This is a genomic window from Streptomyces zhaozhouensis, assembly GCF_900230195.1.
GTDB classification, from domain to species: domain Bacteria; phylum Actinomycetota; class Actinomycetes; order Streptomycetales; family Streptomycetaceae; genus Streptomyces; species Streptomyces zhaozhouensis.
Map to the genome: position 1 here is coordinate 149,199 of NZ_OCNE01000013.1, position 24,850 is coordinate 174,048.

Annotated in this window: 27 protein-coding genes; 12 read left to right on the forward strand and 15 right to left on the reverse strand. The window is 73.9% G+C overall.

The window, feature by feature from the left end; all coding sequences use genetic code 11:
• Positions 1 to 34: 34 nt before the first annotated feature.
• Entirely contained in the window at positions 35 to 805 is a 771-nt protein-coding gene (locus CRP51_RS18745; protein ID WP_245880669.1) for a class I SAM-dependent methyltransferase, read from the forward strand.
• A 19-nt stretch (positions 806 to 824) separates the two neighbouring features.
• On the opposite strand, the gene CRP51_RS18750 is transcribed toward CRP51_RS18745, so the two are convergent.
• Together CRP51_RS18750 and CRP51_RS18755 are read right to left on the reverse strand one after the other, a co-directional pair.
• The gene (locus CRP51_RS18750; protein WP_245880670.1) at positions 825 to 1,331 is read right to left on the reverse strand and encodes a general stress protein; all 507 of its coding nucleotides are present in this window, start codon (positions 1,329 to 1,331) and stop codon (positions 825 to 827) included.
• Between the two features lie 105 nt (positions 1,332 to 1,436).
• Complete coding sequence (locus tag CRP51_RS18755) at positions 1,437 to 1,898, reverse strand: DUF3224 domain-containing protein (protein ID WP_097232403.1); 462 nt, start codon at positions 1,896 to 1,898, stop codon at positions 1,437 to 1,439.
• A gap of 105 nt (positions 1,899 to 2,003) precedes the next feature.
• On the opposite strand from CRP51_RS18755, the gene CRP51_RS18760 reads away from it, so the two are divergent.
• From CRP51_RS18760 to CRP51_RS18770, 3 genes are all read left to right on the forward strand, one after another.
• A complete protein-coding gene (locus CRP51_RS18760; RefSeq protein ID WP_500691300.1) occupies positions 2,004 to 3,002 on the forward strand; it encodes a helix-turn-helix transcriptional regulator in 999 nt (332 codons plus the stop codon).
• 150 nt (positions 3,003 to 3,152) lie between these two features.
• Positions 3,153 to 3,893 (forward strand): hypothetical protein, encoded by a 741-nt coding sequence (locus CRP51_RS18765; protein ID WP_097232405.1) that lies wholly within the window; start codon positions 3,153 to 3,155, stop codon positions 3,891 to 3,893.
• Positions 3,894 to 3,954: 61 nt separating this feature from the next.
• A complete protein-coding gene (locus tag CRP51_RS18770) occupies positions 3,955 to 4,719 on the forward strand; it encodes a GntR family transcriptional regulator (protein ID WP_097232406.1) in 765 nt (254 codons plus the stop codon).
• Positions 4,720 to 4,749: 30 nt separating this feature from the next.
• On the opposite strand, the gene CRP51_RS18775 is transcribed toward CRP51_RS18770, so the two are convergent.
• The 7 genes from CRP51_RS18775 to CRP51_RS18805 all read right to left on the reverse strand — a co-directional run bounded on the left by CRP51_RS18775 (position 4,750) and on the right by CRP51_RS18805 (position 10,880).
• Positions 4,750 to 5,172, reverse strand: coding sequence for a DUF6278 family protein (locus tag CRP51_RS18775; protein WP_097232407.1), 423 nt, complete (start codon positions 5,170 to 5,172; stop codon positions 4,750 to 4,752).
• A gap of 145 nt (positions 5,173 to 5,317) precedes the next feature.
• Positions 5,318 to 6,106: an exodeoxyribonuclease III gene (locus CRP51_RS18780; protein WP_097232408.1), complete on the reverse strand. Its 789-nt coding sequence runs from the start codon at positions 6,104 to 6,106 to the stop codon at positions 5,318 to 5,320.
• Positions 6,107 to 6,160: 54 nt separating this feature from the next.
• Positions 6,161 to 6,808: an MBL fold metallo-hydrolase gene (locus CRP51_RS18785; protein ID WP_097232409.1), complete on the reverse strand. Its 648-nt coding sequence runs from the start codon at positions 6,806 to 6,808 to the stop codon at positions 6,161 to 6,163.
• Positions 6,809 to 6,896: 88 nt separating this feature from the next.
• Positions 6,897 to 7,754, reverse strand: coding sequence for a CDP-alcohol phosphatidyltransferase family protein (locus tag CRP51_RS18790; RefSeq protein WP_439333191.1), 858 nt, complete (start codon positions 7,752 to 7,754; stop codon positions 6,897 to 6,899).
• Positions 7,741 to 8,388, reverse strand: a complete 648-nt coding sequence (locus tag CRP51_RS18795) for a phosphatidylserine decarboxylase (protein WP_097232410.1) — start codon at positions 8,386 to 8,388, stop codon at positions 7,741 to 7,743. The genes CRP51_RS18790 and CRP51_RS18795 overlap by 14 nt, the downstream gene beginning before the upstream one ends.
• Positions 8,389 to 9,053: 665 nt before the next feature.
• On the reverse strand, positions 9,054 to 10,022 hold the full coding sequence (locus CRP51_RS18800; RefSeq protein ID WP_097232411.1) for an HpcH/HpaI aldolase/citrate lyase family protein: 969 nt from the start codon (positions 10,020 to 10,022) through the stop codon (positions 9,054 to 9,056).
• A 102-nt stretch (positions 10,023 to 10,124) separates the two neighbouring features.
• Positions 10,125 to 10,880, reverse strand: coding sequence for a TetR family transcriptional regulator (locus CRP51_RS18805; RefSeq protein WP_097232412.1), 756 nt, complete (start codon positions 10,878 to 10,880; stop codon positions 10,125 to 10,127).
• 165 nt (positions 10,881 to 11,045) lie between these two features.
• On the opposite strand from CRP51_RS18805, the gene CRP51_RS18810 reads away from it, so the two are divergent.
• A complete protein-coding gene (locus CRP51_RS18810) occupies positions 11,046 to 12,191 on the forward strand; it encodes a glutathione-independent formaldehyde dehydrogenase (RefSeq protein WP_097232413.1) in 1,146 nt (381 codons plus the stop codon).
• 160 nt (positions 12,192 to 12,351) lie between these two features.
• Here CRP51_RS18810 and CRP51_RS18815 read toward each other — a convergent pair whose 3' ends face one another.
• Positions 12,352 to 13,593 (reverse strand): serine hydrolase domain-containing protein, encoded by a 1,242-nt coding sequence (locus CRP51_RS18815; RefSeq protein ID WP_097232414.1) that lies wholly within the window; start codon positions 13,591 to 13,593, stop codon positions 12,352 to 12,354.
• 270 nt (positions 13,594 to 13,863) lie between these two features.
• On the opposite strand from CRP51_RS18815, the gene CRP51_RS18820 reads away from it, so the two are divergent.
• Positions 13,864 to 14,874: an alpha/beta fold hydrolase gene (locus tag CRP51_RS18820; RefSeq protein ID WP_170970603.1), complete on the forward strand. Its 1,011-nt coding sequence runs from the start codon at positions 13,864 to 13,866 to the stop codon at positions 14,872 to 14,874.
• 68 nt (positions 14,875 to 14,942) lie between these two features.
• Here the strand turns inward: CRP51_RS18820 and CRP51_RS18825 are convergent, their stop codons facing one another.
• Both CRP51_RS18825 and CRP51_RS18830 read right to left on the reverse strand, forming a co-directional pair.
• Positions 14,943 to 15,566, reverse strand: coding sequence for an NAD(P)H-dependent oxidoreductase (locus tag CRP51_RS18825; protein ID WP_097232415.1), 624 nt, complete (start codon positions 15,564 to 15,566; stop codon positions 14,943 to 14,945).
• Between the two features lie 152 nt (positions 15,567 to 15,718).
• A complete protein-coding gene (locus tag CRP51_RS18830; RefSeq protein ID WP_097232416.1) occupies positions 15,719 to 16,468 on the reverse strand; it encodes an SDR family oxidoreductase in 750 nt (249 codons plus the stop codon).
• Positions 16,469 to 16,559: 91 nt separating this feature from the next.
• On the opposite strand from CRP51_RS18830, the gene CRP51_RS18835 reads away from it, so the two are divergent.
• Positions 16,560 to 17,168, forward strand: a complete 609-nt coding sequence (locus CRP51_RS18835) for a TetR/AcrR family transcriptional regulator (RefSeq protein ID WP_212615936.1) — start codon at positions 16,560 to 16,562, stop codon at positions 17,166 to 17,168.
• A gap of 36 nt (positions 17,169 to 17,204) precedes the next feature.
• Here the strand turns inward: CRP51_RS18835 and CRP51_RS18840 are convergent, their stop codons facing one another.
• Positions 17,205 to 17,948 (reverse strand): class I SAM-dependent methyltransferase, encoded by a 744-nt coding sequence (locus tag CRP51_RS18840; protein ID WP_097232470.1) that lies wholly within the window; start codon positions 17,946 to 17,948, stop codon positions 17,205 to 17,207.
• A 217-nt stretch (positions 17,949 to 18,165) separates the two neighbouring features.
• Here CRP51_RS18840 and CRP51_RS18845 point away from each other — a divergent pair, with 217 nt between their 5' ends.
• Positions 18,166 to 19,209 (forward strand): Rv2578c family radical SAM protein, encoded by a 1,044-nt coding sequence (locus CRP51_RS18845; protein ID WP_097232471.1) that lies wholly within the window; start codon positions 18,166 to 18,168, stop codon positions 19,207 to 19,209.
• A gap of 9 nt (positions 19,210 to 19,218) precedes the next feature.
• Here the strand turns inward: CRP51_RS18845 and CRP51_RS18850 are convergent, their stop codons facing one another.
• Positions 19,219 to 19,971, reverse strand: a complete 753-nt coding sequence (locus CRP51_RS18850) for a Clp protease N-terminal domain-containing protein (protein WP_097232417.1) — start codon at positions 19,969 to 19,971, stop codon at positions 19,219 to 19,221.
• A 207-nt stretch (positions 19,972 to 20,178) separates the two neighbouring features.
• On the opposite strand from CRP51_RS18850, the gene CRP51_RS18855 reads away from it, so the two are divergent.
• The gene (locus CRP51_RS18855) at positions 20,179 to 20,640 is read left to right on the forward strand and encodes an SRPBCC family protein (protein ID WP_097232472.1); all 462 of its coding nucleotides are present in this window, start codon (positions 20,179 to 20,181) and stop codon (positions 20,638 to 20,640) included.
• Between the two features lie 88 nt (positions 20,641 to 20,728).
• Here CRP51_RS18855 and CRP51_RS18860 read toward each other — a convergent pair whose 3' ends face one another.
• Complete coding sequence (locus CRP51_RS18860) at positions 20,729 to 21,529, reverse strand: NAD(P)H-dependent oxidoreductase (protein ID WP_097232473.1); 801 nt, start codon at positions 21,527 to 21,529, stop codon at positions 20,729 to 20,731.
• Between the two features lie 121 nt (positions 21,530 to 21,650).
• Between CRP51_RS18860 and CRP51_RS18865 the strand changes: the two genes are divergently transcribed.
• From CRP51_RS18865 to CRP51_RS18875, 3 genes are read left to right on the forward strand one after another with little or no spacing between them, the layout of a single operon-like run.
• Positions 21,651 to 22,568, forward strand: coding sequence for a helix-turn-helix domain-containing protein (locus CRP51_RS18865; RefSeq protein ID WP_097232418.1), 918 nt, complete (start codon positions 21,651 to 21,653; stop codon positions 22,566 to 22,568).
• An 11-nt stretch (positions 22,569 to 22,579) separates the two neighbouring features.
• Positions 22,580 to 23,416 carry a M55 family metallopeptidase gene (locus CRP51_RS18870; protein ID WP_097232419.1) on the forward strand — a complete coding sequence of 279 codons (837 nt, stop codon included), beginning with the start codon at positions 22,580 to 22,582 and terminating at the stop codon, positions 23,414 to 23,416.
• Complete coding sequence (locus CRP51_RS18875; protein WP_097232420.1) at positions 23,409 to 24,821, forward strand: M20/M25/M40 family metallo-hydrolase; 1,413 nt, start codon at positions 23,409 to 23,411, stop codon at positions 24,819 to 24,821. The genes CRP51_RS18870 and CRP51_RS18875 overlap by 8 nt, the downstream gene beginning before the upstream one ends.
• The last annotated feature ends 29 nt before the right edge of the window (positions 24,822 to 24,850 follow it).

A 24,850-nucleotide genomic window follows, 5' to 3' on the forward strand; every position in this document is an offset into this window, starting at 1 on the left:
CGGCCGACCGCCGTCCGCCTGTCTGATGACCCGCATGGCCGCAGCCGGGAATGCACGCACCGACCACGTCGCGCGGAACCGAGCCCACTGGGACGAGGAACGCGCCGCCTACCACGCGCCGTTGGCCCGCGCGCACTGGGCACAGCGGGAGCCGACCTGGGGGCTGTGGGCGACGCCCGAGTCCCGGGCGCGGCTGATCCCCGAGGACATCGCGGGCCGGGACGTGGTCGAACTCGGCTGCGGAACGGGCTATGTGTCGGCCTGGCTCGCCCGCGCCGGGGCGCGTCCGGTCGCGGTCGACGTCTCCGCCGCCCAGTTGGCCACCGCGCGGGAGCTGCGCGAGGAGTTCGGCCTCGCCGTTCAGCTGGTGCTCGCCGACGCCGAGCGGGTGCCGCTGCGCGGCGGCCGGTTCTCGCTGGTGATCAGCGACTACGGCGCCTCCCTCTGGTGCGACCCGCACCGATGGATCGCCGAGGCGGCCCGGCTGCTGGAGCCGGGCGGGCGGCTGGCGTTCAGCCGGCGCTCCCCGTTCTTCGCCGCCTGCCGGCCGGAGGAGGGCCCCGCCGGCGCCCGGCTGCTGCGGCCCTACTTCGGATCGTCGCGCCTGCCGCACGGCGGCGGCGTCGAGTTCACCCTGTCGCACGGGGAACTGGTCCGTCTGCTGCGGGAGAACGGCTTCACGGTGGACGACCTGATCGAGGTCGCCGCGCCGGAGGCGGGCGCGCGCGACTACCCGGAGGTGACCGCCGCGTGGGCCAGGCGCTGGCCGAGCGAGGAGCTGTGGAAGGCCACCCTGACCGGGTGACCCGCCCGCCCGCGTTCTCTCAGCTCTCCCGCCAGCCCAGCTTGATCAGCCGGTTCCTCGCGTCCTCCGCGACCTCCGGGTCGGCGACCACGTCGTAGTGCGCGGCGACGATCCGGCTCCGGGAGGCGAAGTCCCGTCGGCCGCCGGTCATCGCGTGGCCGGCGAAGCCGAAGACGGCACCGAAGAGCGCGCCGTAGACCACGCCGCTGACGATCAGCAGCAGCACGCTCGCCCCGCCGCCGGCGAAGAGCGAGAGCAACAGGCCGATCAGCAGTCCGAACCAGGCCCCCGCGCCCGCGCCGGCGCCGGCCGCCCTGCCCCGGGTCAGCCGGCCCAGCACCGTCTCCACCATCCGCAGGTCGGTGCCCACGATGGCGGTGCGCTCCACCGGGAAGTGCTCGTCGGAGAGGAAGTCCACGGCGCGCTGCGCACCCGGGTAGTCGGGATAGGACCCCACCACCGGCCGGCCGGCCGCCGCGTCGGCTTCCTCGACCGGGACCTGCTGGAACATCGACGTCCTGGACATCCGGAGGGCTCCCTTCACCGTGCTTCCCCGCCCGGCGCTCCGCCGGGCGTCGCCTCGCCGGCCCCCGTGCCGCCGAGCCCTCCGGGTACCCGGTCGCCCGGCCGGCTACCCGGCCTCGGGCAGGGCGGGCAGGGAGTAGCCGAAGGCGAGGGGAACGACCTGGGTACCGGGCTCGTAGACATAGCCCCCCGCGCCCGTCAGCCCCGCGAGCTCGCCCGTGCCGCTGCCGGGCATCACGGTGAACTCGCAGGTCAGCGACTGGTCCGCCGCGAAGGTGCCGTGCTCGGCGAGCACGAAGGAGCCGGCGCGCCCGTCCAGCCTCCCGGTCACCAGCTGCAGCCCGGAGAAGCCGCCGGTGCCGTCCGGGAAGTAGGTGATGGCGTAGGCGCTCAGCCCCTCGCCCTCGATGCCTCCCGCGTAGCTGTTGCGCACCGTGGCGTTGGCCAGTTTCGGGCCCTCCGCGCCCTCCGGGGAGAGCTGGTGCTCCTGCCAGTCGGCGTGGCGGAACGTGCCGGCGATCCGGACGGCGTGGGCGGCGAGGGCGCGGTCGATCGAGGTGGTGGACATGTTGATCTCCTGGGTTGGCCGACATGACCGTTCCATGTCGTGCGCCGACCACTCTGTTCGCCGTACCTGACATCTTCTGTCAGGTACGGCGTCACAATGGGGGATGTGCGCGCCGACCGACTGCTCTCGTTGATCCTGCTGCTCCAGAACCGGGGACGGCTGACCGCCCCGGAGCTGGCGGCCGAGCTTGAGGTGTCGGTGCGGACCGTCTACCGCGACGTGGAGGCGCTGGCCGGCTCCGGCGTGCCGGTGGTCGCCGACCGGGGGCCGGCCGGCGGGTTCCGGCTGCTGGAGGGGTACCGGACCCGGCTGACCGGACTGACCGACGGGCAGGCCGAATCCCTCTTCCTGGCCGGGGTGCCGGGCGCCGCGCGGGAGTTGGGGCTGGGCGCCGAGCTGGCGGCCGCGCAGCTGAAGCTCCGCGCCGCGCTCCCCGCCGAGCTGGCCGAGCGTGCCGAGCGGGTCGCGGAACGCTTCCACCTCGACGCCCCCGGCTGGTTCCGGGAGAGCGAGCCCGTGCCCCAACTGGCCACCCTCGCCCGCGCCGTCTGGGAGCAGTTGCCGGCCCGCGCCCACTACCGGGGCTGGCGCCGGGAGGGGGAACGGGAGCTGTGGCCGCTCGGCCTGGTCCTCAAGGGCGGGATCTGGTACCTGATGGCCCTGCGCCGCCGTCCCGGGGAGGAGGAACGGCAGGTGCGCGGCTACCGGGTGGCGCGCTTCACCGGGGTGCGGCTGGGGGACGAGCGCTTCGAGCGCCCGGAGGGCTTCGAACTCGCCGCGCACTGGGAGGAGTTCACCCGACGCCTGGCGGCCCACCGCTTCCACGGGGTGGCGCGGCTGCGGATCTCGCCGCGTGCGGCCCGGTTGCTCCCCATGTTCTTCGGCGCCGCCGGCGTCGAGGCCGTGGCGGCGGCGGGACCCGAGGACGGGCTGGGCTGGCGCGTCGTGGAACTGCCCGTGGAGTCCCGGGCGATCGCGGTCGGCGACCTGCTGCGACTGGGCGAGGACGCCGAGGTGCTCGGGCCGCCCGAGCTGCGCGCCGCCGTCGCGGAGGCCGTTCACGGGCTGGCTCGTCGGTACGCGCGGGAGACGGCGGACGGCTGACCCCGTGATCTGGCCGGAACCCGTCGGTGCGACAGTGCGCCAAACCGGCGCGAACCGCGCGACGAGCGCCCGGCGTTCCCGCGTATGCCCCCGTGCGTTGCCGCACGAAGGGGCTCGTGTCGTTCACCGTGCGCCGGTAGATTCCCGGCCATGGATGACGAAGCGTTTCTGTTCGTGGCCGCGGTGACCGGCACCGCGTTGGTCGCCCTCGCGCTGGGTGCGGCGCTGCGCGGCCGGCTGGCCGCCCGCGCCCGGCGCCGGCGACAGAACTTCTTCGGGCTCCCCGACAACTCCGAGTGCCTGCTGGTCGTCGGCCTCGACGCCACGGCCGACGGCGCGGTCTCCCGTGGCGACGTGCTGGCCCTGATGGAACTGTCCGCCGTGGTCAGGGACTCCGGTGCCACGGCCCAGCTGGTCTCGGGGGAGGGTGCGCAGCAGAGCCTGGGGGAACGCACGGAGTTCTGCCTCGGCGGACCGGTCGCCAACCGGCGCACGGCCGCGCATCTCGCGAGCCTGCTCCCCGGCGTGCTGGTGGACACCGAGGGGGAGGGGCCCGACCGCGGGGCGCTGCACATCGGCAGCGAGCGCTACCGGTTGGAGCCCGGCGTCACCGAGTACGTCCTGCTGGCCCGGCTCACCGCCGGGGAGGGGGAGCGCCCGGTCTTCCTCGTCTGCGGCCAGCGCGCCGTCACCCACCAGGCGGCCACCCGCCATCTCGCCCGGCACCATGTGCGGCTGGCGCGGAAGCACGGCACCTCCGGCACCTTCTGCCTGCTGCTCAAGGTCGCCAACTCCCAGGCATACGGCGCGGATGTGGTGGAAACGGTCGCCGATGTCACCAAGGCGGCCACCAGTCGGCCATCGAAGCTCACCACCAGTAAGGAACTCTGACGCGGTGTGACGTAGCCTGTGCGGGCGGGGACGGACGCCTCCGTGGAAAGGGAGTTCCTGGATGGGCGACAGCCGGCCGATGTACCAGCGCATCGCGGACGATCTGCGTCGCCAGATCGACGAGGGGGCACTCCGGGTGGGGGCCCGCATCCCCTCCCGGGCCGAGCTGAAGCGTACCTACGGGGCCAGCGACCAGACGGTGGACCGCGCGGTCCGGGTCCTCAAGGCGGCGGGGTACGCCACCGGTCAGTTCGGGCGCGGGGTCTTCGTCAGCGACCGGGCGCCCATCGGCGCGCTGCTGCGGTCCACCGACACCGTGGACTCGCCGCTGGCCGCCGGGGTGACCGCGCTGGTCGGCGAGTGGGCCGACCAGCCGGAGATCACCTGGGAGGCCGTCTCCACGGCCACGGTCGCCCCGCCCGGCATCGCCGAGCGGCTCGGCGTCGCCCAGGGCGAGCGGGTGATGTGTACCCAGTACGAGTACCTGGCGGATCGCCGCCCGCTGCAACTCGCCACCAGCTGGGAGCCGTTGGCCCTCACCGAGAACACCGACGTGGCCTACCCGGAGCGCGGCCCGTACGCCAGGCGCGGGGTGCGGGGCAGGTTCGCCGCCATCGGGGTGCGGGTGGTGCGGGCGCGGGAGGTGGTCGGCTCCCGGCCGGCCACGGGTGCCGAGGCCGAGGCGCTCGGCTGCTCCCCGGGGCAGTGCGTCACGGCGGTGGAGCGCACCCACTACGACGCGGACGACCGTGCCGTCGAGACCTCCGACACGGTCGTCCCGGGGGACCGATGGCGGCTGGAGTACGTCATCCCGTTCGGCGGCTGAGGCCGCCGGGACCACTCCCGTCCCGGCCCGTCAGGTCTCGGCCACCTCGGCGAAGACCTGCGACAGCTCCGGTGCGCCCGCCTCCGCCCACTCCCGGCCCACCGCCGTCACGTCGACCCGGCGGCCCGAGGCCATCACGACCACGGGCCGGCCGTCGGGCCCCGGGCCCCAGCGGGCGCCGGGCACGCAGCGCACGATCACCGTGCCGAGGTAGAGGCCGGCGTCGTTGCCCAGCCACGGCAACTCCTCGGGGTCGTCCCGCCATCGGGGCTTCAGCTGGTCCAACGCCTCAAGGGAGACCGGGGTGTCGGCCAGGACGAGCCCCGCCCGCTGCGCCCGGTCCCGCAGCAGCTCGCACTCGGCGAGCAACGCGGCCACCCCTTCGGTGTCCGACCAGGCGTCGGTCACGGTCGTCGTCCGCCTGCGCCAGTTGTCCAGGAAAGGGATGTTCATGTCCCAAGGGTCGCACTCCGGACACCGAACGGTGGCCTCGGCGCGCGGTTCGCGCCACCCTCCGTTCACAAACTCCGCTCGACGCGGGGCCACTTGGCGGGGCGGGCCGGCGGCGGCGACCACCCGGCCGCGCCCCGGGAGAGGCTCAGTCCGCCTCCAGGGCGAGGTCCACGACCACCGGCGCGTGGTCGGAGGCGCCCTTGCCCTTGCGCTCCTCCCGGTCCACATACGCGTCCGAGACGGCGGCGGTGAACGGCGCGTTGCCGTAGACCAGGTCGATCCGCATCCCCCGGTTCTTCGGGAAGCACAGCTGCCGGTAGTCCCAGTACGTGAACGGGCGGTCGTACTTCAACGGCCGCGGCACCACGTCCGTCAGCCCCGTGCCGCGCAGCTCCGTCAGCGCGGTGCGCTCCGCCTCGGTCACGTGGGTGGCGCCCTCGAACCGCGCGATGTCGTAGACGTCGTGGTCCGTCGGCGCCACGTTGAAGTCGCCGAGCACCGCGAACGGCGTGCGGCCCGCCGCGTCCCGGGCGACGGTCTCGCGCAGGGCCGAGAACCAGGCCAGCTTGTAGGCGAAGTGCTCGTGCCCCACCTCGCGTCCGTTCGGCACGTAGACCGACCAGACGCGCACCCCGCCGCAGGTGGCCGCGACCGCGCGGGGCTCGGCCGAGCCGTTGAACGCCGGGCCGCCGGTGAGGCCGCGCGTGACGTCGGTCAGCCCGACCCGGGAGAGGACGGCCACGCCGTTCCACCGGCCGTCGGCGTGGACCGCGGCCTCGTAGCCCGCGGCGCGCAGCGGCTCGGCCGGGAAGGCGGCGGCGTCGCACTTCAGCTCCTGGAGGCAGAGCACGTCGGTCTGGCTCCGCTCCAGCCAGGCGAGCAGCCGCTCCAGCCGCACGGTGATCGAGTTGACGTTCCAGGTGGCGATGCGCATGACGGCTCTCTCGGGGATTCGGTGGTCGCTCGGGGATCGCGAGGGGGGGCGGGGTCAGGCGAGGGTGACGGACTCGCCCGGCGCCAGCCTGGCGTACTCGGTGGAGCCGACGCCGGGGCCCTGGGGGCCCATGTTCCGCCCGTAGACGGTGAGGCCGACGTCGGAGAGCAGCCCGTCGTGCACGGCGAAGGCGCGGCGCGGGGCCAGCTCACGGACGTAGTCGACGACCTCGGAGAACTTGCTCCAAGGGGCGGCCAGCGGCAGCAGCAGCGTCTCCACGGGCCGGCCGGGGACGGTGAACGCGTCCCCGGGGTGGAAGACCGCGCCGTCCACCAGGAAGCCGACGTTGGCCACCCGCGGGAGGTCGGGGTGGATCACCGCGTGCAGCTCGCCGTGGACCTCGACCGAGAAGCCGGCGATCTCCAGGACGTCTCCCCGACCCACCACGCGCACCCGCCCGGGGAAGGCGCCGTCCAGCCGCTCGGCGACGGCGCGCGGCGCGTGCACCAGCAGCCCCGGGTCGGCCTCCAGCGCGGTGCGCAGCCGGCCCTCGTCGAAGTGGTCGGGGTGCTCGTGGGTGATCAACAGCGCGTCGGCGCCCACCGCCGCGTCCGGCTCGCTGAACGCGCCGGGGTCGATGACCAGGGTGCGCCCGTCCTCGGTGAGCCGCACACACGCGTGGCCCTTCTTGGTCAGCTCCATGCCGCCATTGTGCACGGGAGCACTGACAGCCGCCGGGGAGTCCCCGACGGCTGTCAGCGAAGAGTGTGGCGGGCCCCGCCGGGCGGTGTCAGGACTGGGCGCCGGCGCGGGCCTCGCGACGGTTGTCGCGGAAGGCGAAGACCCGGCGGCACATGGCGAAGAGCGGGATCACCGCGCCCAGCACCAGCTGGAGCGAGCAGGCGGTCTGGAGCATCAGCAGCCCGCCGGGCGCGTCGAAGGCCCAGGCGGTGAGGAGCGCCATGCTCAACACGATCCACGAGAGCATCGCGACGGCGAGCGTGCCGCGCGGCTTGGGGTACTCGACCCGGCTCACCATCAGCCACGCGACGCCGCCGATCGCCAGCAGCGTCGGGGTGAAGGGCAGTTCGAGCAGGACGATGGAGACGACCGTGAGCGCGCCGAAGGGGCTCGGCATCCCCTGGAAGACGCCGTCCGGCATCGTCACACAGGAGAATCGGGCCAGCCGCAGCACCACGGCCAGCAGCACCACCGTCGCGGCCAGTGCGGAGAGCGGTTCGTGGACGTCGCCGACCACCATGCCCCAGACCAGCACGAAGTAGGCCGGGGCCAGACCGAAACTGATCAGGTCCGACAGGTTGTCGAGCTCCGCGCCCATGGGCGAGGAGCGCAGCTTCCGCGCCACCAGCCCGTCGCAGAGGTCGAAGACCGACGCCAGCAGCATCAGCAGCACGGCGGTCGCCGCGTTGTTGCGCACCACCCCGGCGTCGCCGCTGTTGGTCAGGTGCGGGATCAGCACGCCGGTGGTGGTGAAGTAGACGGCGAGAAACCCGCAGGTGGCGTTGAGCAGGGTCAGGGTGTCCGCTATCGACAGCCGCATCGACAACGACATCGTGTCATCGTCGTCGTCGACGTCCTCCTCGGCGCCGGCCCAGCGTCGGGTGAACTTGCGGTCAATCACGGTCAAGACGTGTCACTCCCGCCGTCGTGCGTTGACCGACCTCGACGGCCGGCTCGATGCCCTCGGGCAGGTAGACGTCGACGCGGGAGCCGAAACGGATCAGCCCGACCCGCTCGCCCTGCTCGACCTTGCAACCCTGGGGCACGTACGGCACGATCCGGCGGGCCACGGCTCCGGCGATCTGCACCATCTCCAGGTCGCCGAGCTCGCTGTCGAAACGCCAGACGACGCGCTCGTTGTTGTCGCTCTCCTTGTCGAACGCGGGGACGTAGCCGCCGGGGATGTGCTGCACGGAGGCCACGGTGCCGGCGACCGGCGCGCGGTTGACGTGCACGTTCAACGGGCTCATGAAGATCGCCACCCGCGTCCTGCCGTCCGGCCAGTCGGTGATGCTCTGCACCACCCCGTCGGCGGGGCAGATCACCCGGCCCTGGCCGATCTCCCTTTCCGGGTCGCGGAAGAACCACAGCATTCCGGCGGCCAGCGCGGTGGTCGGCACGGCGACGGTCGCCCAACGGGCGGAGCCGCGCGCCTTGACGAGGCTTACGGCCGCGGTGGCGACCGTGGGGAGCAGCCAGGCCGACGCACCTCGGGCCAGACGTACCCGGCCGCTGGGCAGAGAGGAAGAGCGGAGAGGCATGAGAGACCTTCGTAGCGGAGAGTGCCGCACCCGTCAGAAGCGAAGCGGCTTACCTCCGATGCTATAGGCCCACGGCGGTAACTCGGCAAGCCAGCGGGCTCATCGGGGCTGCGCGGTGGCCGCGGGGCGCCGTCGTACGGGCGGATGAAAGGGATAATCCGCGCGGCCTTCCCGGGGCTTCAGGTCAAGATCGTCTTTGCTTTTCCGGTGCTTTCTTCACCGAGGGGCCACCGCGAGTGACATCCCGTGTGGGCTTGGTCACGCGCTTCTCCGGCGCGAGGCGCGGGGGAGAGGGCGGGGCGCGCCGCGGGAAGCCGCGCCCGGGACCCATGGGTTTCGGTCACGCGCGGATCGCTCTGCGTCGCCGTGCGCTGCGGCTTTGCGCAGGCGGGGCGGGTGCGGCGGCGGGCGGCGCGCGGTGCGGGGGCAGGGGGCGTGGGCTCCGCCGGGGTCGCGCCCCCGGGGGGCGGCGAGGGGGCGCGACGGGTGTGTGAAGGGGTCTGACGTGGCGATCCCGTGGGGAGGGTGACCCCGGCCCGCCGCGCGCTTCCCTCATCATCTGGTAAAAATCCCGGGCTTCGGCGTGGTGCGGTCCCCGAGGCCGCCGAAATGGCCGGAATGCGACGGTGACCGCCCGGTCCCGGGGCGCGGCCACCGCCGGCGGGCTACGCCTCAGGGGGCGTGAAGACCGAGGTGCGCCGCAGCCCGGCCGCCCGGCCCGCCCCGGCGACCACGAGCGCCATCTTGCGGCTGGCCTCGTCGATCATCTCCTCGCCCAGCATCACCGCGCCCCGCGCCCCGCCGGCGGCGGAGGTCGCGTGGGCGTAGGCGTCCAGGATCAGCTCCGCGTGGTCGTAGTCCGCCTGCGAGGGCGCGTAGACCTCGTTGGCCAGCGCGATCTGGTCCGGGTGCAGCACCCACTTCCCGTCGTAGCCGAGCGCCGCCGAGCGGCGGGCCGCCTCGCGGAAGCCCTCCGGGTCGCGGACCTGGAGGTAGGGGCCGTCGATCGCCTGGAGGCCGTGGGCGCGGGCCGCGAGCAGGATGCGCATCATGATGTGGTGGTAGGCGTCGGCCGGGTATCCGGGCGGCTGCTCGCCGACGACCAGGGTGCGCATCGCCAGGGACGCCATCATGTCGGCAGGGCCGAGCACCAGCGTCTCCAGTCGGGGCGAGGCGGCGGCGATCGCCTCGACGTTCAGCAGCCCCCCGGCGTTCTCCAGCTGGGCCTCGATGCCGATCCGGCCGACCGGCAGGCCCACCGTCCGCTCGATCTGGGTGAGCAGCAGGTCGAGCGCCACCACCTGCTCCGCGCTCTGCGTCTTGGGCAGCAGCAGGCAGTCCAGCCGGTCGCCCGCGCCCTCCACCACGGTGATCACGTCGCGGTAGGTCCAGTGCGTGGTCCAGTCGTTGACGCGCACGACGCGGGTGCGCGCCCCCCAGTCGCCCTCGTTGAGCGCCTTCACCACCAACGCGCGCGCCCCCTCCTTGGCCGCGGGGGCGCAGGCGTCCTCCAGGTCGAGGAAGACCATGTCGGCGGGGAGGCCCTGCGCCTTCTCCAGAAAGCGCGGGTTGCTGCCAGGCACCGCCAGGCAGGAGCGGCGCGGTCGGGGGGCGGGCGCGGTGGTGTCGGTCATCGGGGCTTCCTCCGGCGAGCGGCGCGAACGGGAAGGACGGGCGGGGCCCGCGCCGTTGACCCTACGACGCCTCCGCGCGCGTCCCGTCGGCGCGGGGCCGCCTCAACCCCGCTGGTCCAGCGCCCGTTCGATGGCGCGCATCACCTCGGGCAGCGGCGCGTCCGTCCTGGCGACCGTGACCAGCACCTCCCCGTCCGTGGTCGCCCGCGCGGCGGGCGGGCGCTGCCCGGCCGCCGACGGCAGGTCGCCGAAGGCGCGGCGCACGATGGTGAAGGCGTGGTCCAACGCGCTCTCCACGTCCCCCTGTCCGTCGCTGCGCAGCCAGCGGCGCAGCACGTGGTTGTGCGCGGTGACCACGGCCGAGGCGGCGACCTCGGCGAGCAGCGGCTCGTCGCCCAGGTGGGAGTGGTCGTCGTAGCGGGCCAACAGGTAGCGGGTGAAGAGGCGTTCGTACCGGGAGACGGAGGCGATCTCCCGTTCGCGCAGCGCCGGCACCTCGCGGGTCAGGCGGTAGCGGGCCACCGAGAGGGAGGGGGAGGCGGCGTACATCCGCATCACCTCCTTGATCCCGCGGCAGACCGTGTCGATCGGGTTCTCCTGCGCCGGCGCGCCGCGCAGCACGGCCTCGACCCGCTCCAGCGTGTCGTCGTGGTCGGGGAAGATCGCCTCTTCCTTCGAGCGGAAGTGCCGGAAGAAGGTCCGCCGCGCGACCCCGGCCGTCGCGGCGATCTCGTCGACCGTGGTCGCCTCGTACCCCTTGGTGGCGAACAGCTCCAGCGCGGCCGACGCGAGGTCGCCACGCACCTTCCGCCGCTGCGTGGAGTGCTGGCTGCGAGCGGACTTCACCGTGCGAGACATGCAAGGGAACGTACTCCATCCCCCGTGCGCCGTGCTCGGACACCGGCCGGTGAACGGCGTGGCCGGCCGTCGCCCCGCGCTCGGGTCGCCGCGCGGGGCGGGGCGCACTACCGTGGAACATAACGCATCAAAAAGGGCGTAACCGCGCGTGTTCGGGAGGTTGCTGTGAAGGCGGTCGTGTACCAGGAGCCCTACTCCGTGACGGTCGAGGACGTCCCGGACGCGCGGATCGAGGACCCGAACGACGTGGTCGTGCGGATCACCACGGCCGCGATCTGCGGGTCGGATCTGCACATGTACGAGGGCCGCACCGGCGCCGAGCCGGGCATCGTGTTCGGTCACGAGAACATGGGCGTGGTCGAGGAGGTCGGCCCCGGCGTCGCGCGGATAAGGAAGGGGGACCGGGTGGTCCTCCCGTTCAACGTGGGGTGCGGCTTCTGCCGCAACTGCCTGGCCGGTGACACGGGCTTCTGCCTCACGGTCAACGAGGGCTTCGCCGGCGGCGCGTACGGCTATGTCTCGATGGGCCCCTACCGGGGCGGGCAGGCCGAGTACCTGCGGGTGCCGTTCGCCGACTTCAACTGTCTGAAGCTGCCGCCCGGCGAGCAGTTCGAGGACGACTTCGCGCTGCTGGCCGACATCTTCCCCACCGGCTACCACGCCACGGAGCTGGCCGACGTCAGTCCGGGCGAGACGGTCTGCGTCTTCGGCGCGGGGCCGGTCGGCCTGATGGCCGCCTACTCGGCGCAACTGCGCGGCGCCTCGAAGGTGTTCGTCGTCGACCGGCAGCCCGACCGGCTGGCGCTGGCCGAGCGGGCGGGCGCGATCCCCGTCGACTTCTCGCAGGGCGACGCGGCCGAGCAGATCAAGGAGCTCAACGGCGGCGAGGGCACCGACAAGGGCATCGACGCGGTCGGCTACCAGGCCACCGCGCGGGAGGGCGAGGAGCAGCCGGCGCTCGTGCTCAACACCCTGGTCGACGCGGTGCGCGCGACCGGCGCGCTGGGCGTCGTGGGGCTCTATCTCCCCGCAGACCCCGGCGGGCCGACCGAGAGCGCGAAGAAGGGCGAACTGCTCTTCCGGATGGGCGGGTTCTTCGAGAAGGGCCTGCGCATGGGCACCGGCCAGGCGGACGTCAAGCGCTACAACCGGCAGCTGCGGGACATGATCATCGCCGGCCGGGCCCAGCCCAGCTTCGTCGTCTCCCACCGGCTGCCCCTGGCCGAGGCGCCCGACGCCTACCGCCACTTCGACAACCGGGACCCGGGCTGGACCAAGGTGCTGCTGAAGCCGGACCTGGCCGCGGCCTGAACCGGTGGCGGCCCAACGGGCTCCACCGCCCCCAGAACCGGCGCGGGCGACCACGGCTCCCCACCCCTTCCGTGGGCCGTCGCCGCCCGTGCCGCACCTCGGCCCCGCCCCGGGCCGGTCAGCCCCGGGGCGGGGCGCTCGCGCGCTCCGGCTCGGTGGGTCAACGCCCGTCGGAGCAGAGGGCGTTGTCCACCATCTCGCGGGCCGCCTCGCTCTGGGCGGCGTTCCGCTCGGGGTCGCCGAAGCGCACCGTGAAGATCGCCGAGCTGGCCGCCGTCGCACCGTCCTCGGTGACCGCGCCCTCGGACGCCGTGCCGAACGACGTCCCGCCGTGGAACCACAGGCCCGCCTCGTCCTCGCCGCACCGCGGGGCCCAGGCCAGGCCGAGCCCGTACTCGGCGCCGTCCCCGAACTCCGGCGCCGGAACGGTGCGCCGCATGTCGGCGAGCCGTTCCTCCGACAGCAGGGTGCCGTCCATCAGCGCCCGCAGGAAGGTGTTCATGTCGTCCGGCGTGCTGATCAGCGCGCCGTCGGCGCCGGCGTCCGTCCCCAGGGTGGTGTCGGTCAGCTCCTCCTGCCCGGGGAACTGGACGTACGCGTGGGCGGTCGGCTGCGGCACGTAGGCGGAGCTGCCGGGGGAGAGCGTGCGCTCCAGGCCGAGCGGGGCGATGATCCGGTCGTGCGCCTCCTGCTCCCAGGAGTGCCCGGTGACCTGCTCGATGATCATGCCGGCGAGCACGTAGTTGGTGTTGGAGTACGCCCACCGGGTCTCGCCGGCCGGGTCCTCCGCGTCCGGCAGCCAGCCGGGCGGCTGGGTCATCGCGAGGGCGACCATCTCCTCGGCGGTCATCTGCGCGAAGCGGCCCTCGTGGTGGCCCTCGGGCGTCAGCGCCTCCGGGTCGCTGAAGACCACGTCGGTGTAGTTGGCCAGTCCGCTGGTCTGGCGCAGCAGGTTCTCCACCGTGATCCGCGAGCCGTCGTTGCCCTCGCCGGTCACGACGCCGGGCAGCCACCGCTCCACGGTGTCGGAGAGCGAGACCTTCCCCTCGTCGACGAGTTGGAGCAGCACCGTGGAGACGAAGGTCTTGGTGTCGCTGCCTATCCGGTAGTACGGGGACCACGGCACCGGCTGCTCGCCGCCCAGTTCGGCCACCCCGGCACGCGCCCGCTCGGTCCGGCCGTCGGCGGCGCCGACCTCCACCGTCAGCCCGGTCGCCCCCGTCTCCACCACGGCCTCCGCGTCCCGCTGCAGCGGGGACTCCGCGCCGGCCTCCGCGCCGCCGCGGGGCAGTCCGAACGCCGATCCCTGCGGCGCGACCACCATGGCCGCGCCCGTGGCCAGCACGCCCGCCCCCGCGGTGAGCGCCCACGCCTTGGTCATCCGTCCGCCGAACCGCGCCATGAGTCCATTCCTCTTCTGTCCGTGCCGTGCGGCGCCCTCCCGGGCCCCGCCCTTCCGTGTGACACCACGTTAAGAAGACGCGGGGCGGCGAACCATGCGGTCCGCCCGCCTCTCCCAGGTGGTGTTAACCCCCCGTCCGTGGTGCTGGTGGGACCCGTCGGCGCGTCCGGGTGGGGCGGGTTGCCGCTTCGGCAACGTCGCTTGGGCGGCGGTGCGGCGCGGGGCGATGCTCGGGGCGACCGTCTCCGCGAACCGACCCAGGAGGCCGCCATGGCGCCCCGTTCCGTGACCTCCCCCGCCGCCGCGCGGCGCCGCCTGCTGGAGCTGCCGGGCGGGCGGGTGCATCTGGTGGAGCAGGGGGAGGGGCCGCTGGTCCTGCTGCTGCACGGCTTCCCCGAGTCCTGGTACTCCTGGCGCCACCAGCTGCCGGCGCTCGCCGCCGCCGGCTACCGGGCCGTCGCCGTGGACGCGAGGGGGTACGGCCGCTCCTCGCGGCCGGCGTCCGCCGACGCCTACCGGGCGGTCGCGCTGGTCGGCGAGACCGTGCGGCTGGTCAGGGAGTTGGGCGAACGGCGGGCCGTCCTGGTGGGACACGACTGGGGGGCGACGCTCGCCGGCCAGGCGGGACTGCTGCGGCCCGAGGTCTTCCCCGCGGTGGCGCTGCTCGGCGTCCCCTACACCCCGCCGGGCGGGCCCCGGCCCTCGCGGGTCTTCGCCGCGATGCCGGGGGAGGACGAGTTCTACGTGCCCTACCTCCAGCGCCCCGGGGTGGCGGAGGCGGAGATCGAGCGGGACGTGCGGGGGTGGCTCGCCGGGTTCTACACCTCGCTCTCCGGCGGCCGGGCCCCGGCGGAAGGGCCGGGCCCGTACTTCGTGCCGCGCGGCGGCGAGATGCGCGCGCGCTTCACCGGGGGGCCGCTTCCCTCCTGGCTCGCCGAGGAGGAACTGGACGTCTACGCCGGCGAGTTCGAGAGGACCGGCTTCTTCGGCGCGCTCGCCCGCTACCGGAACATGGACCGCGACTGGGAGGACCTGGCCGCCTGGGAGGGCGAACCCCTGCGCCAGCCGACGCTCTTCGTCGCGGGCGCCGAGGACGCCTCGCTGCGCTGGCTGGCGGAGGCCGTCGACGCGTTCGAGCAGACCCTGCCCGCGCTGACGGGCAGGCACCTGCTGGACGGCTGCGGCCACTGGGTGCAGCAGGAGCGGCCGGAGGAGGTCAACGAGCTGCTGCGCGGATGGCTGGCCGACGTGACCGCGGGGTGGGGGACGGGCCGCCCCTGACGCGTCACGCACGGGGGACGGACCGTCCCTGACGCGTCACGCACGCGGGACGGGCCGCCCCTGACGCGTCACGCCGGTGGTGCGCCGGCCCGCACCGCTTCGCCGACCGCCCGCACGGCGCGCGCGACACTCTCCTCCGTGGCCTCGGAGGACGGCTGCTCGGAGTCGTGGACGAACGCGGTGGCGCCACGGCGGCTCCCGACGTAGTCGACGAGCCCGTGCTCGATCTGCGTCCGCAGCGCCCGTTCGTAGCCGTGGCGCTCCCAGGCGCCGGAGTCGGCGCCGGCGATGGGCACCAGATGTGTGGTGAGCCGCTGGAGCATCGGGCGCGGCCCCGCCTTGGTCGTGTAGGCGAAGGCCCAGCCGTTGACGAAGACCCGGTCGATCCATCCCTTGAGCAGCGCCGGCATGGACCACCAGTACACCGGAAAGACCAGGACCAGATGGCTGGCGCCCTCCAGCCGGCGGTGCTCGCGGGCGACGTCGGCGGGGTGGCCGCCCTCCCGGTAGGCGAGGCGGTCCTCGGGGGTGTACCTGGGGTCGAACCCCTCCCGGTACAGGTCCGCCACCTCGACGGGCCCGGGGGCCAGGGCGGAGGCGAGGCGTTCCGCCACGTGGTGGGTCAGGGAGGCGGGGTCCGGGTGCGCGGTGACCAGCAGGGTCCGCGCGTCGTGGTCGGTCGCGTGCGTCATGGGGACCACGGAACACGAGAAGGGCGCGCACTCCCATGGGTGTGCGACCGCGATGCCTTCGCGCGCGTCCGGCCGGCCCCTTCCGGTGGCGCGACGCCCTCCCCCGCCCCGCGCGCCGCGCGGGGCGGGGGAGGTGCGGGGTCGCGCGCGCCTCAGATCTGGTTGGCGCCGCCGTCGACGTACAGGTTGGCGCCGAGGACGAAAGCGCTGTCCCGGGAGGCGAGGAAGGCCACCGCGGCGGCGGCCTCCTCCGGGTCCCCGACCCTGCCGATCGGGAGCTCGGACCCCATCTGCGCCTTGTAGGCGGCCGCGTTCTCCTCGCCGACGAGTTCGGTGACGCCGGAGGTGTCGATCGGCCCCGGTGAGATGGCGTTGACGCGGATGCCCCGGCCGGTGAGCTCGTTGGCCCAGGTCCGCGCGAAGGAGCGGACGGCGGCCTTGGACGCCGCGTACACGCCGAACGCCGGCGCGCCGCGGTCGGCGGCCGTGGAGGCGTTCAGGATGACCGAGGCGCCGTCGTTGAGGAGCGGCAGCGCCTTTTGCACGGTCAGCAGCGTGCCCTTGACGTTCACCGCGAAGACGCGGTCCAGCTCCTCGACGGTGACCTGCTCCAGTGTCGCGAACGACGCGGTGGCCGCGTTGGCGAACAGCACGTCCAGGCCCCGGCCGCGCGCGCTGACCGCCTCGTAGAGCCGGTCCAGGTCGGCCGGGTCGGTGATGTCGCCCGGCACCGCGGTGACCGAGGGGCCGATGGTCTCCACCGCCTCCTTGAGCTCGGCCTCCCGCCGGCCGGTGATGAACACGTGCGCCCCCTCGGCCACCAGCCGCGCCGCCGTCGCCCGGCCGATGCCCCGCGTGCCGCCGCCCGTGACGACGGCCGTCCTGCCTTCGAGCGTTCCCATGGTGTGACCCCTCCCGTATTCTGTTCCGGTCGGAACGGAACACAACTCTAGCACTTCTGTTCCGGTCGGAACGGAAGGGTAGGGTGGGGGCGTGGAAGCGACGGGGAAGGCGCCGATCGGTCGGCCGCGCGGGTTCGACACCGAGGAGGCCCTGGAGCGGGCCATGCTCACCTTCTGGGAGCGTGGCTACGACGGGGTCAGCCTCAGCGACCTGGCCCGCGCCATGGGCATCACCAAGACGAGCCTGTACGCGGCCTTCGGCAACAAGGAGGACCTGTTCCGGCAGGCCGTGGAGCGCTACGCGGAGAGCCGGGCCTCCCACGGCCTCCGGGCCCGGGAGGAGCCCACCGCCCGGGAGGTGGCCGCCGTCTATCTCGCGGCCTCCGTCCTGGCCGCCACCCGGGACGACTGTCCGACCGGCTGCCTGGGCGTGCGGGCGTCCCTCGTCGCCAACCACCTCGGGCCGCGCGCCGCCGAGGCGCTCGCCGCGTGGGGGGACCGCAACCGGGCGGACTTCCGGGACCGCTTCCAGCGCGCCGTCGACGAGGGTGACCTGCCGGCCGGCACCGACCCGGACGCGCTCGCCCACTACCTCCTGACGGTGGCGAACGGCATCGCGGTCCAGGCGGCCGCCGGCGCCACCCGCGAGGAGCTGCGACGGGTGGCGGACGCCGCCCTGGGCGGCTGGCCGCGCGACTGACCGCGGCCGCGCGCCGGGGCGTGCCCCCGGCCGGGGTCAGCCCGCCTCGGGGAGCCGGTAGACCGAGACGTGCGAGGGCGAGTCGGCGGTGAACTCGGCGCCCTCCCAGTCGGCGTGGCGTGACTCCAGGGCGAAGCCGGCGAGTTGGGCCATCAGGTCCAGCTCGGCCGGCCAGGCGTAGCGGTGCTGGCTGCGGAAGACCCGGGCGCCGCCCCCGTCGTCGACGCGGACGTGGTGGGAGACCAGCCGCTGGCGCAGCACGTCGTAGGAGTCGAGGGCCAGGTAGTCGTCGCGGGTGCTCCAGACCACGCCGTCCTGGCCCGGCGGCAGCTTCCGCAGGTCGGGCACCCCCAGCTCGATGACGAACCGCCCGCCGGGCGCCAGGTGGCGGGCGGCGTTGCGGAAGCACTCGACCTGCGCGGACTGCTCCAGCAGGTTGGAGATGGTGTTGAAGACCAGATAGACCAGTCGGAAGGTGCCGGGCGCCGTGGCCGTCGCCATGTCGCCGACCACCACCGGGACGGTCTCCTCGTCGACCTTCTCGCGCAGCCGCCGCACCATCGGCCGGGACAGCTCGATCCCGGTGACCGGTACGCCGCGCTCCGCGAGCGGCACGGCCACCCTGCCGGTGCCGACGGCGAACTCCAACGCCCGTCCGCCCTCCGCCAGGGCGGCCAGCCGCTCGACCGTGGGCCCCAGCACCTCGGGCGCGAACATGCCCGTGCCGGGGGTGTCGTAGCGCCGGGCGGCGTCGTCGTTCCAGATCTCGTCCTGCGGGATGTCGTCGCGCATGGTGCCAAGGATCCCGGAAGCCGGGGCCGTCGTCGACGCATTTCGACGACCCGGGGCGCCGGGCGTCCGCGCGAGGACGCGAGCCCAACGCGGCGGCCGGCCGGGGGAGTTGGGCCCCGGGTCGGACATCTCCCGCAAAAGCGGGCTTGACAACGCCGCATTCGAACCGGTGTTCTATTCGTACGAACGCGGCGAGGAGGCCACCATGCGCTGGAACCAACTGGGCGAGGGAACGCCGTCCGCGCCGTCCGCGCTCTTCGGGACGGACGTGGTCAGCCGGACGATAGACACCCCCGAGTTCCGCGGGGTGACCTTTCACGAGGTGCGGGCGAGGTCGATCATCAACCGGGTCCCCGGGGCCTCCCGGATGCCCTTCACCTACACGGTCAATCCCTACCGGGGCTGCACCCACGCCTGCGTCTACTGCTTCGCGCGCAAGACCCACAGCTATCTCGACCTGGACACCGGCGCCGGCTTCGACTCCCAGATCGTGGTCAAGGTGAACGCTCCCGAGCTGCTGCGCCGGGAGCTGGCGGCGCCGCGCTGGCGCGGCGAACACGTCGCGATGGGCACCAACGTCGACACGTACCAGAGGGCCGAGGGCCGGTACCGGCTGATGCCGGGGATCATCGAGGCGCTGCGGGACCACGCCAACCCGTTCTCCATCCTCACCAAGGGCACGCTGATCCTGCGCGACCTCCAACTGCTGCGGGAGGCCGCCTCCGTCACGGATGTGGGGATCTCCGTCTCGGTCGGCCTGGTCGACGCCGAGCTGTGGCGGACGGTCGAGCCGGGCACCCCGGCGCCGGAGCGCCGGCTGGACGTCGTCCGCACCCTCACCGAGCACGGCGTCCCGTGCTCGGTGCTGATGGCCCCGGTGCTGCCGTACCTCGCCGACTCGCCCGCCCAACTGCGCGCCACCGTACGGGCGATCGCGGCGGCCGGCGCCACCTCGGTGACACCGCTGGCGCTCCATCTGCGGCCGGGCGCGCGCGAGTGGTTCATGGCCTGGCTGGCCGAACGCCACCCGGGGCTGGTGCGGCGGTACGAGGTGCTCTACGCGGGCGGCGCCTACGCCCCGCGCTGGTACCAGCGGCGGATCACCGGCCAGGTGCACGAACTGGCCGCCGAGTACGGCATCGGTCCGGCCCGCGCCGGGGCGCACCGTTCGCCGCGCGCCGCGCGCGCCGAGGCCCCCGAGCCGGCCGTGGAGCCCGACCCGGGGGTCACCCAGCTGACGCTGCTGTGAGCGGGGCGCTCAGGGCTGCGGCGTCTCGCCCGTGAAGGGTTCGAGCGCGCGCCGGATCCGTTCCTCGCTGGCCGACTTGTCGACGCCGAGATCGCTGAGCAGCCCCGAGCCGTCCTCGAACTCCAGCTGGGCCAGCAGCAGATGCTCGGTGCCGACGTAGTTGTGGCCCAGGCGCAGCGCCTGTCGGAAGGTCAGCTCCAGCACCTTGCGGGCGGCCACGTCGTAGGGCACGAGGGAGGGCGGGTCCTCGGCCGGCGCCGGCAGCGCCGCGCGCGCGGCCTCCCGCACCGTCTCCAGCGTCATGCCCTGGTCGGTGAGCACGGCGGCGCCGATCCCCTGCGGCTCCGAGATCAGCCCCAGCGCCAGGTGCGCCGGGGTGACCTCGGCGTGCGAGGACTCCCTGGCCGCCTCGTGCGCGGCCATCACCACGCGCTTGGCGCGAGCGGTGTAGCGGGCGAAGCCCTCGCCCGCGTCCGCCCCGCCCGCCTCGGCGTCCGCCGCGGTCGGCGCCTTGGGGACGAAGCGCTTCTGGGCGGCCTGTCGGGTCACGCCCATGCTCTGGCCGATCTCGGTCCAGGAGGCGCCGGAGCGCCGCGCCTGGTCGACGAAGTGGCCGATCAGATGGTCGGCCAGCTCGCCGAGGTGGTCGGCGGCGATGACCGCGTCGGACAGCTGGTCGAGGGCGTCGGTGTGGACCTTCTTGATCGCCTCGATCAGGTCGTCGAGGCGTACCGGCTGCGCCGGGCGCTTGGCTTCCGTCATGTCGTCAACCCTAGGTTGACAGTCCCGCCGCCGTCAACTTCGGGTTGACACCGCGTTCCCGTGCCCGCCCGTCGAACGCCCCCGTCGAACGCCGCCGTCGAACGCGGGCGGGAACCACCCCGGTTCGAGTGACGCTGAGCGAGGTGGAAGGCTCCCAGTGGGTAGGTCCCACCCACGGGGCCGCGACGAGGCAGGGGAGTGTGGACCATGGCGCAGATCGAGGTCGAGGCGGCGCGGGATATCGCGGCCAGGCCGGAGGAGGTGTACGCGGCGCTCGCCGACTACCGCGAGACCCATCCGAGGCTGCTGCCCGAGGAGTTCACCGACTACGAGGTCAGGGAGGGCGGCAGCGGCGCCGGCACCGTCGTCGCCATGAAGCTGCACGCCACGAAGAAGCGCGTGCGCGCGTGCGTGGTCGACGTCAGCGAACCGGAGGAGCGCACCCTGGTCGAGACGGACCGTCAGTCCACCCTGGTCACCACCTGGACCATCACCCCCGAGGGCGGCGACGACCGCTGCCGGGCGACGGTCCGCACGGTCTGGGAGGGCTCCGGCGGCATCGGCGGGTTCTTCGAGCGGCTCTTCGCGCCGCGTGTGCTCAAGGGCGTCTACGAGCGGCTGCTGGAGAACCTGGCCGCCGAGGTCGAGCAGGAGGCCAAGTCCTCCTGACGCACCGAGGGGGGCGGGCCCGCGCGGGCCCGCCCCCCTCGCCCGTGCCGGAGAACCCGGGCCGGAGAACCCGGGCCGGGCGGAGGGCTCAGGCCAGATGGAGGGCGAAGCCGGTCGTGCCGGGCCGCTCGCGTCCGGGCCTCAGCTCCATGGTCCTGGTGTAGTCCTCGTCCGACAGCCGTCGGTACGGCAGCGGCTCCTCGGTGAAGAGCCCGGCCAGCCGCTCCCGGTAGGCGGCGGTGGCCGCCCGGTAGCCGGCCTCGTCCAGGTTCACCGCGCTGGCGATCGTGAACGGTTCCAGCACCGACATCCCGGTGAAGAAGAAGACCCCGTGCTGGAGCGGGAAGAGCGCGTCCGCCAACGGCCCGTGGATGCCGCGCTCACTCAACGCCGACTCGGTCGCCCCGTAGGTGACCGACAGCAGCACCCGGCGCCCGGACAGCGACCCGTTCCGGTACTGCGGAACGTCCTTCCCGTACGCGAAGCCGCCACTGAAGACGCGGTCCAGCCAGCCCTTGAGGATGGCCGGCACCGAGAACCACCAGAGCGGGAACTGGAGGATCACCGCGTCCGCCCGGAGCAGCCGCTCCTGCTCCGCCCGCACGTCGGCGGTCAACGAACCGTTCTCGTAGGCGTGTTGGGACGCGGCTCCCACGTCGAGCCGGGCACCGGCCGGGTGTTCCGGGTAGTCGTCGGCGTCCGTGACCGCCCTCCACTTCATCGCGTACAGGTCGGATATCTCCACCTCGTGCCCGGCGGCGCGCAGTTCGTCGGCGGCGAAGCCGGTCAGCGAGGCGGTCAGCGAGCGCGGGTCGGGGTGCGCGCTGACGATCAGCACCCGCCGGCCCCCCTCGGCGGCGCGTGCGGTCGGTTCTCTCGATTCGGTCATGCCGTTCATGACCACAGTTCTCGCAGCTCGCGACGGGGGTAGCCAGTACCCGGCCGGACCGGAGGACCCGCGTTCCCGGTACCGCGGGGACCACCCTCGTCGCGCGTCGCATACTGGGAGGATGGCGACCGAGACGGTGCGGGACAGCGGACGGGAGCTCGGGGCGTTCCTGCGCGCCCGTCGCGGGCGGTTGGCGCCGGAGAGCGTCGGGGTGGACCCAGGCCCCCGCCGCCGGGTGCGCGGGCTGCGCCGCGAGGAGCTGGCGCGGCTCGCCGGGATCAGCGTCGACTACTACGTGCGGCTGGAGCAGGGCAGGGCCAACCAGCCGTCCGCCGAGGTGCTGACCGCGCTGGCCCGCGCGCTGCGGCTGAACGCGGTCGAGCGCGCGCATCTGGACCTTCTGGCCCGCCCCCCGCGCCCGGTGACGGCCGAGCCGTCACCGGCGCCCTCGCCGCCGGCAGGCGTCAGCGCCGAGCTGCGTCGGGTGCTGGACGGGATGCCGGGCCTGCCGGCCGTCGTGCTGGACGAACGGCTGGACCTGCTGGCCTGGAACCGACTGGGCGGCGTCCTCTTCGGCGGCCTGGACGACCCGGACGGCCGGGACCGCAACCAGGCGCGCCACCTCTTCCTGGACCGGCGCGCCGGCACGGCCTTCCTCGACCTCGACGAGCGCCGGCGGGAGTCCGTCGCCCTGCTGCGCCACGCGGTGGGCCGCTACCCCGGCGACTCCCGACTGGCCGCGCTCATAGGGGAGTTGAGCGACGGGAGTGCGGAGTTCCGCCGGCTCTGGGCGGATGGCGAGGTGCGGATGTGCGGGGCGGGGGCCAAGCGGTTCGGGCACCCGCTGGTCGGCGTCCTCGATCTCGACTACGCCACGCTCCACGTGCCGCCGTTGGACGGCCGGCTCGGCCAGCAGCTCCACGTCTTCAGCGCCGACGAGGCCACCCCCGCCGGCGCGGCGCTGCGCCGCCTCGCCGAGGAGGTGAACGGCGCACCGGACGGCGTCCGGGGCCTGGCTGGCGACCCGGCCCGGAGGTAACGTCTCCCCCCATGACCAAGATCCTCATCTCGGCCGACATGGAGGGCGCGACCGGGGTCACCTGGCCGGCCGACTGTCTGCCGGGCACGCCCGAGTGGCAGCGCTGCCGGCCGCTGCTGACCTCGGACGTGAACGCGGCGATCGCCGGGTTCTTCGCCGGGGGCGCGGACGAGGTCCTCGTCAACGAGGCGCACATGACCATGCGGAACCTGCTGCTGGAGCGGCTGGACGACCGCGCGCAGCTGCTGACCGGCCGCCACAAGGACCTCAGCATGGTCGAGGGCGTCCAGCACGGCGACGTGGACGGCATCGCGTTCGTCGGGTACCACACCGGCGCCGGCGACGACGGGGTGCTCGCCCACACCTACCTGGGGAACTCGCTGACCGGCGTCTTCGTCGACGGGGTGCGCGCCAGCGAGGGCCTGCTCAACTCGCTGGTCGCCGCCGAGTACGGCACCCCCGTGGTGCTGGTCACCGGCGACGACCTGACCTGCGCGGACGCCCGGGGCTACGCGCCGGAGGCGGTGGGCGTCGCGGTCAAGGACCACGTCTCCCGGTACGCGGCCGTCTGCCGCACCCCGGCCAGGACCGCGGCCGACATCACCGAGGGCGCGACCAGGGCCGCCGCCCTGGCCGTGCGGCACGAGCCGGCGGGGCCCGCGCCGCGCCGCATCGAGATCGACTTCGACGCCGCCCAACTCGCGGGCGCCGCCGCCCTGGTGCCCGGCGTCGAACAGACCGGCGAACGACGCGTCGCCTACACCGCGTCGACCATGTACGAGGGAATCCGGTGCTTCAAGACGGTCACCACCATGGTGTCCGCCGCCGTGGAGGAATGGTATGGCTGACCACCCCGACAGGGCTGACCGCCCCGACCCGGCCGCGCCCGCGGCGGACGAGGAACCGGGAGACGCGGGCGCGGTGGACGCGACCGCGCTGGAGGAGGTGGTCCGCTTCACCTCCGACCTGATCCGGATGGACACCACCAACCGGGGCGGCGGCGAGGGGCACGAGCGGCCGGCCGCCGAGTATGTCGCCGAGCGGCTCGCCGAGGCCGGGCTCGACCCGGTGCTGCTGGAGAAGAGCCGGGGCCGCACCAACGTGGTGGCCAGGATCGAGGGCACCGATCCGGAGGCGGACGCGCTGCTGGTCCACGGGCATCTCGACGTGGTGCCCGCCGACCCCGACGAGTGGCGGGTCCACCCGTTCTCCGGCGAGGTCAGCGACGGGGTGGTCTGGGGCCGGGGCGCGGTCGACATGAAGGACGCCGACGCCATGGTGCTCGCGCTGGTGCGCGCCTGGGCGCGCGCCGGCATCCGGCCGAGGCGCTCGGTGGTGCTCGCGTTCACCGCCGACGAGGAGGACACCGCCGCCTACGGTTCCGGGTTCCTGGCCGACCAGCACGCCGACCTCTTCGCCGGCTGCACCGAGTCGATCGGCGAATCCGGCGCGTTCACCTTCCACCCGGGGGACGGCCGCCGGATCTACCCGCTGGCCGCCGGCGAGCGCGGCACCGCCTGGATGACGCTGACCGCCAAGGGGCGCGCGGGACACGGCTCCAAGATCAACGCGGAGAACGCCGTCACCCGGCTCACCTCCGCCGTCACCCGGATCGGCGAGCACCGCTGGCCGGTGCGGCTGACCGAGACCGTGCGCGCCGGGCTGACCGAGCTGGCCGCCCTGCACGACGTGCCGCTGCCCGACCTCTCCGACGCCGACCCGGACCGGCTGGCCCGCTCCGTCGACGAGCTGCTGGAGCGGATCGGCCCGGCCGCCGCGCTGGTCGCCAACACCGTGCGCAACAGCGCCAACCCGACGATGCTGGACGCCGGTTACAAGGTCAACGTGATCCCGGGCAGCGCCTCGGCCCATGTGGACGGCCGCGTACTGCCGGGCACCGAACGGGAGTTCGCCGCCACGCTGGACCAACTCACCGGCGAGGACGTCGAGTGGGACTTCCTGCACCACGAGATCCCGCTCCAGGCCCCGGTCGCGGCGCCCACCTACCGGGCACTGCGGGAGGCGCTGCTGCACTTCGACCCCGGCGCGCACGTGGTGCCCTACTGCATGTCGGGCGGCACGGACGCCAAGCAGTTCTCCCGACTCGGCGTCGAGAACTACGGCTTCATGCCGCTGAGGCTCCCCGAGGGCTTCGACTACCAGGCGATGTTCCACGGCGTCGACGAACGGGTGCCGGTCTCCGCGCTGCGCTTCGGGGTCCGGGTGCTGGACCGGGCGATCCGCGCGCTCTGACGGGGCGTCAGGACGCGTTCGCCCTCTGG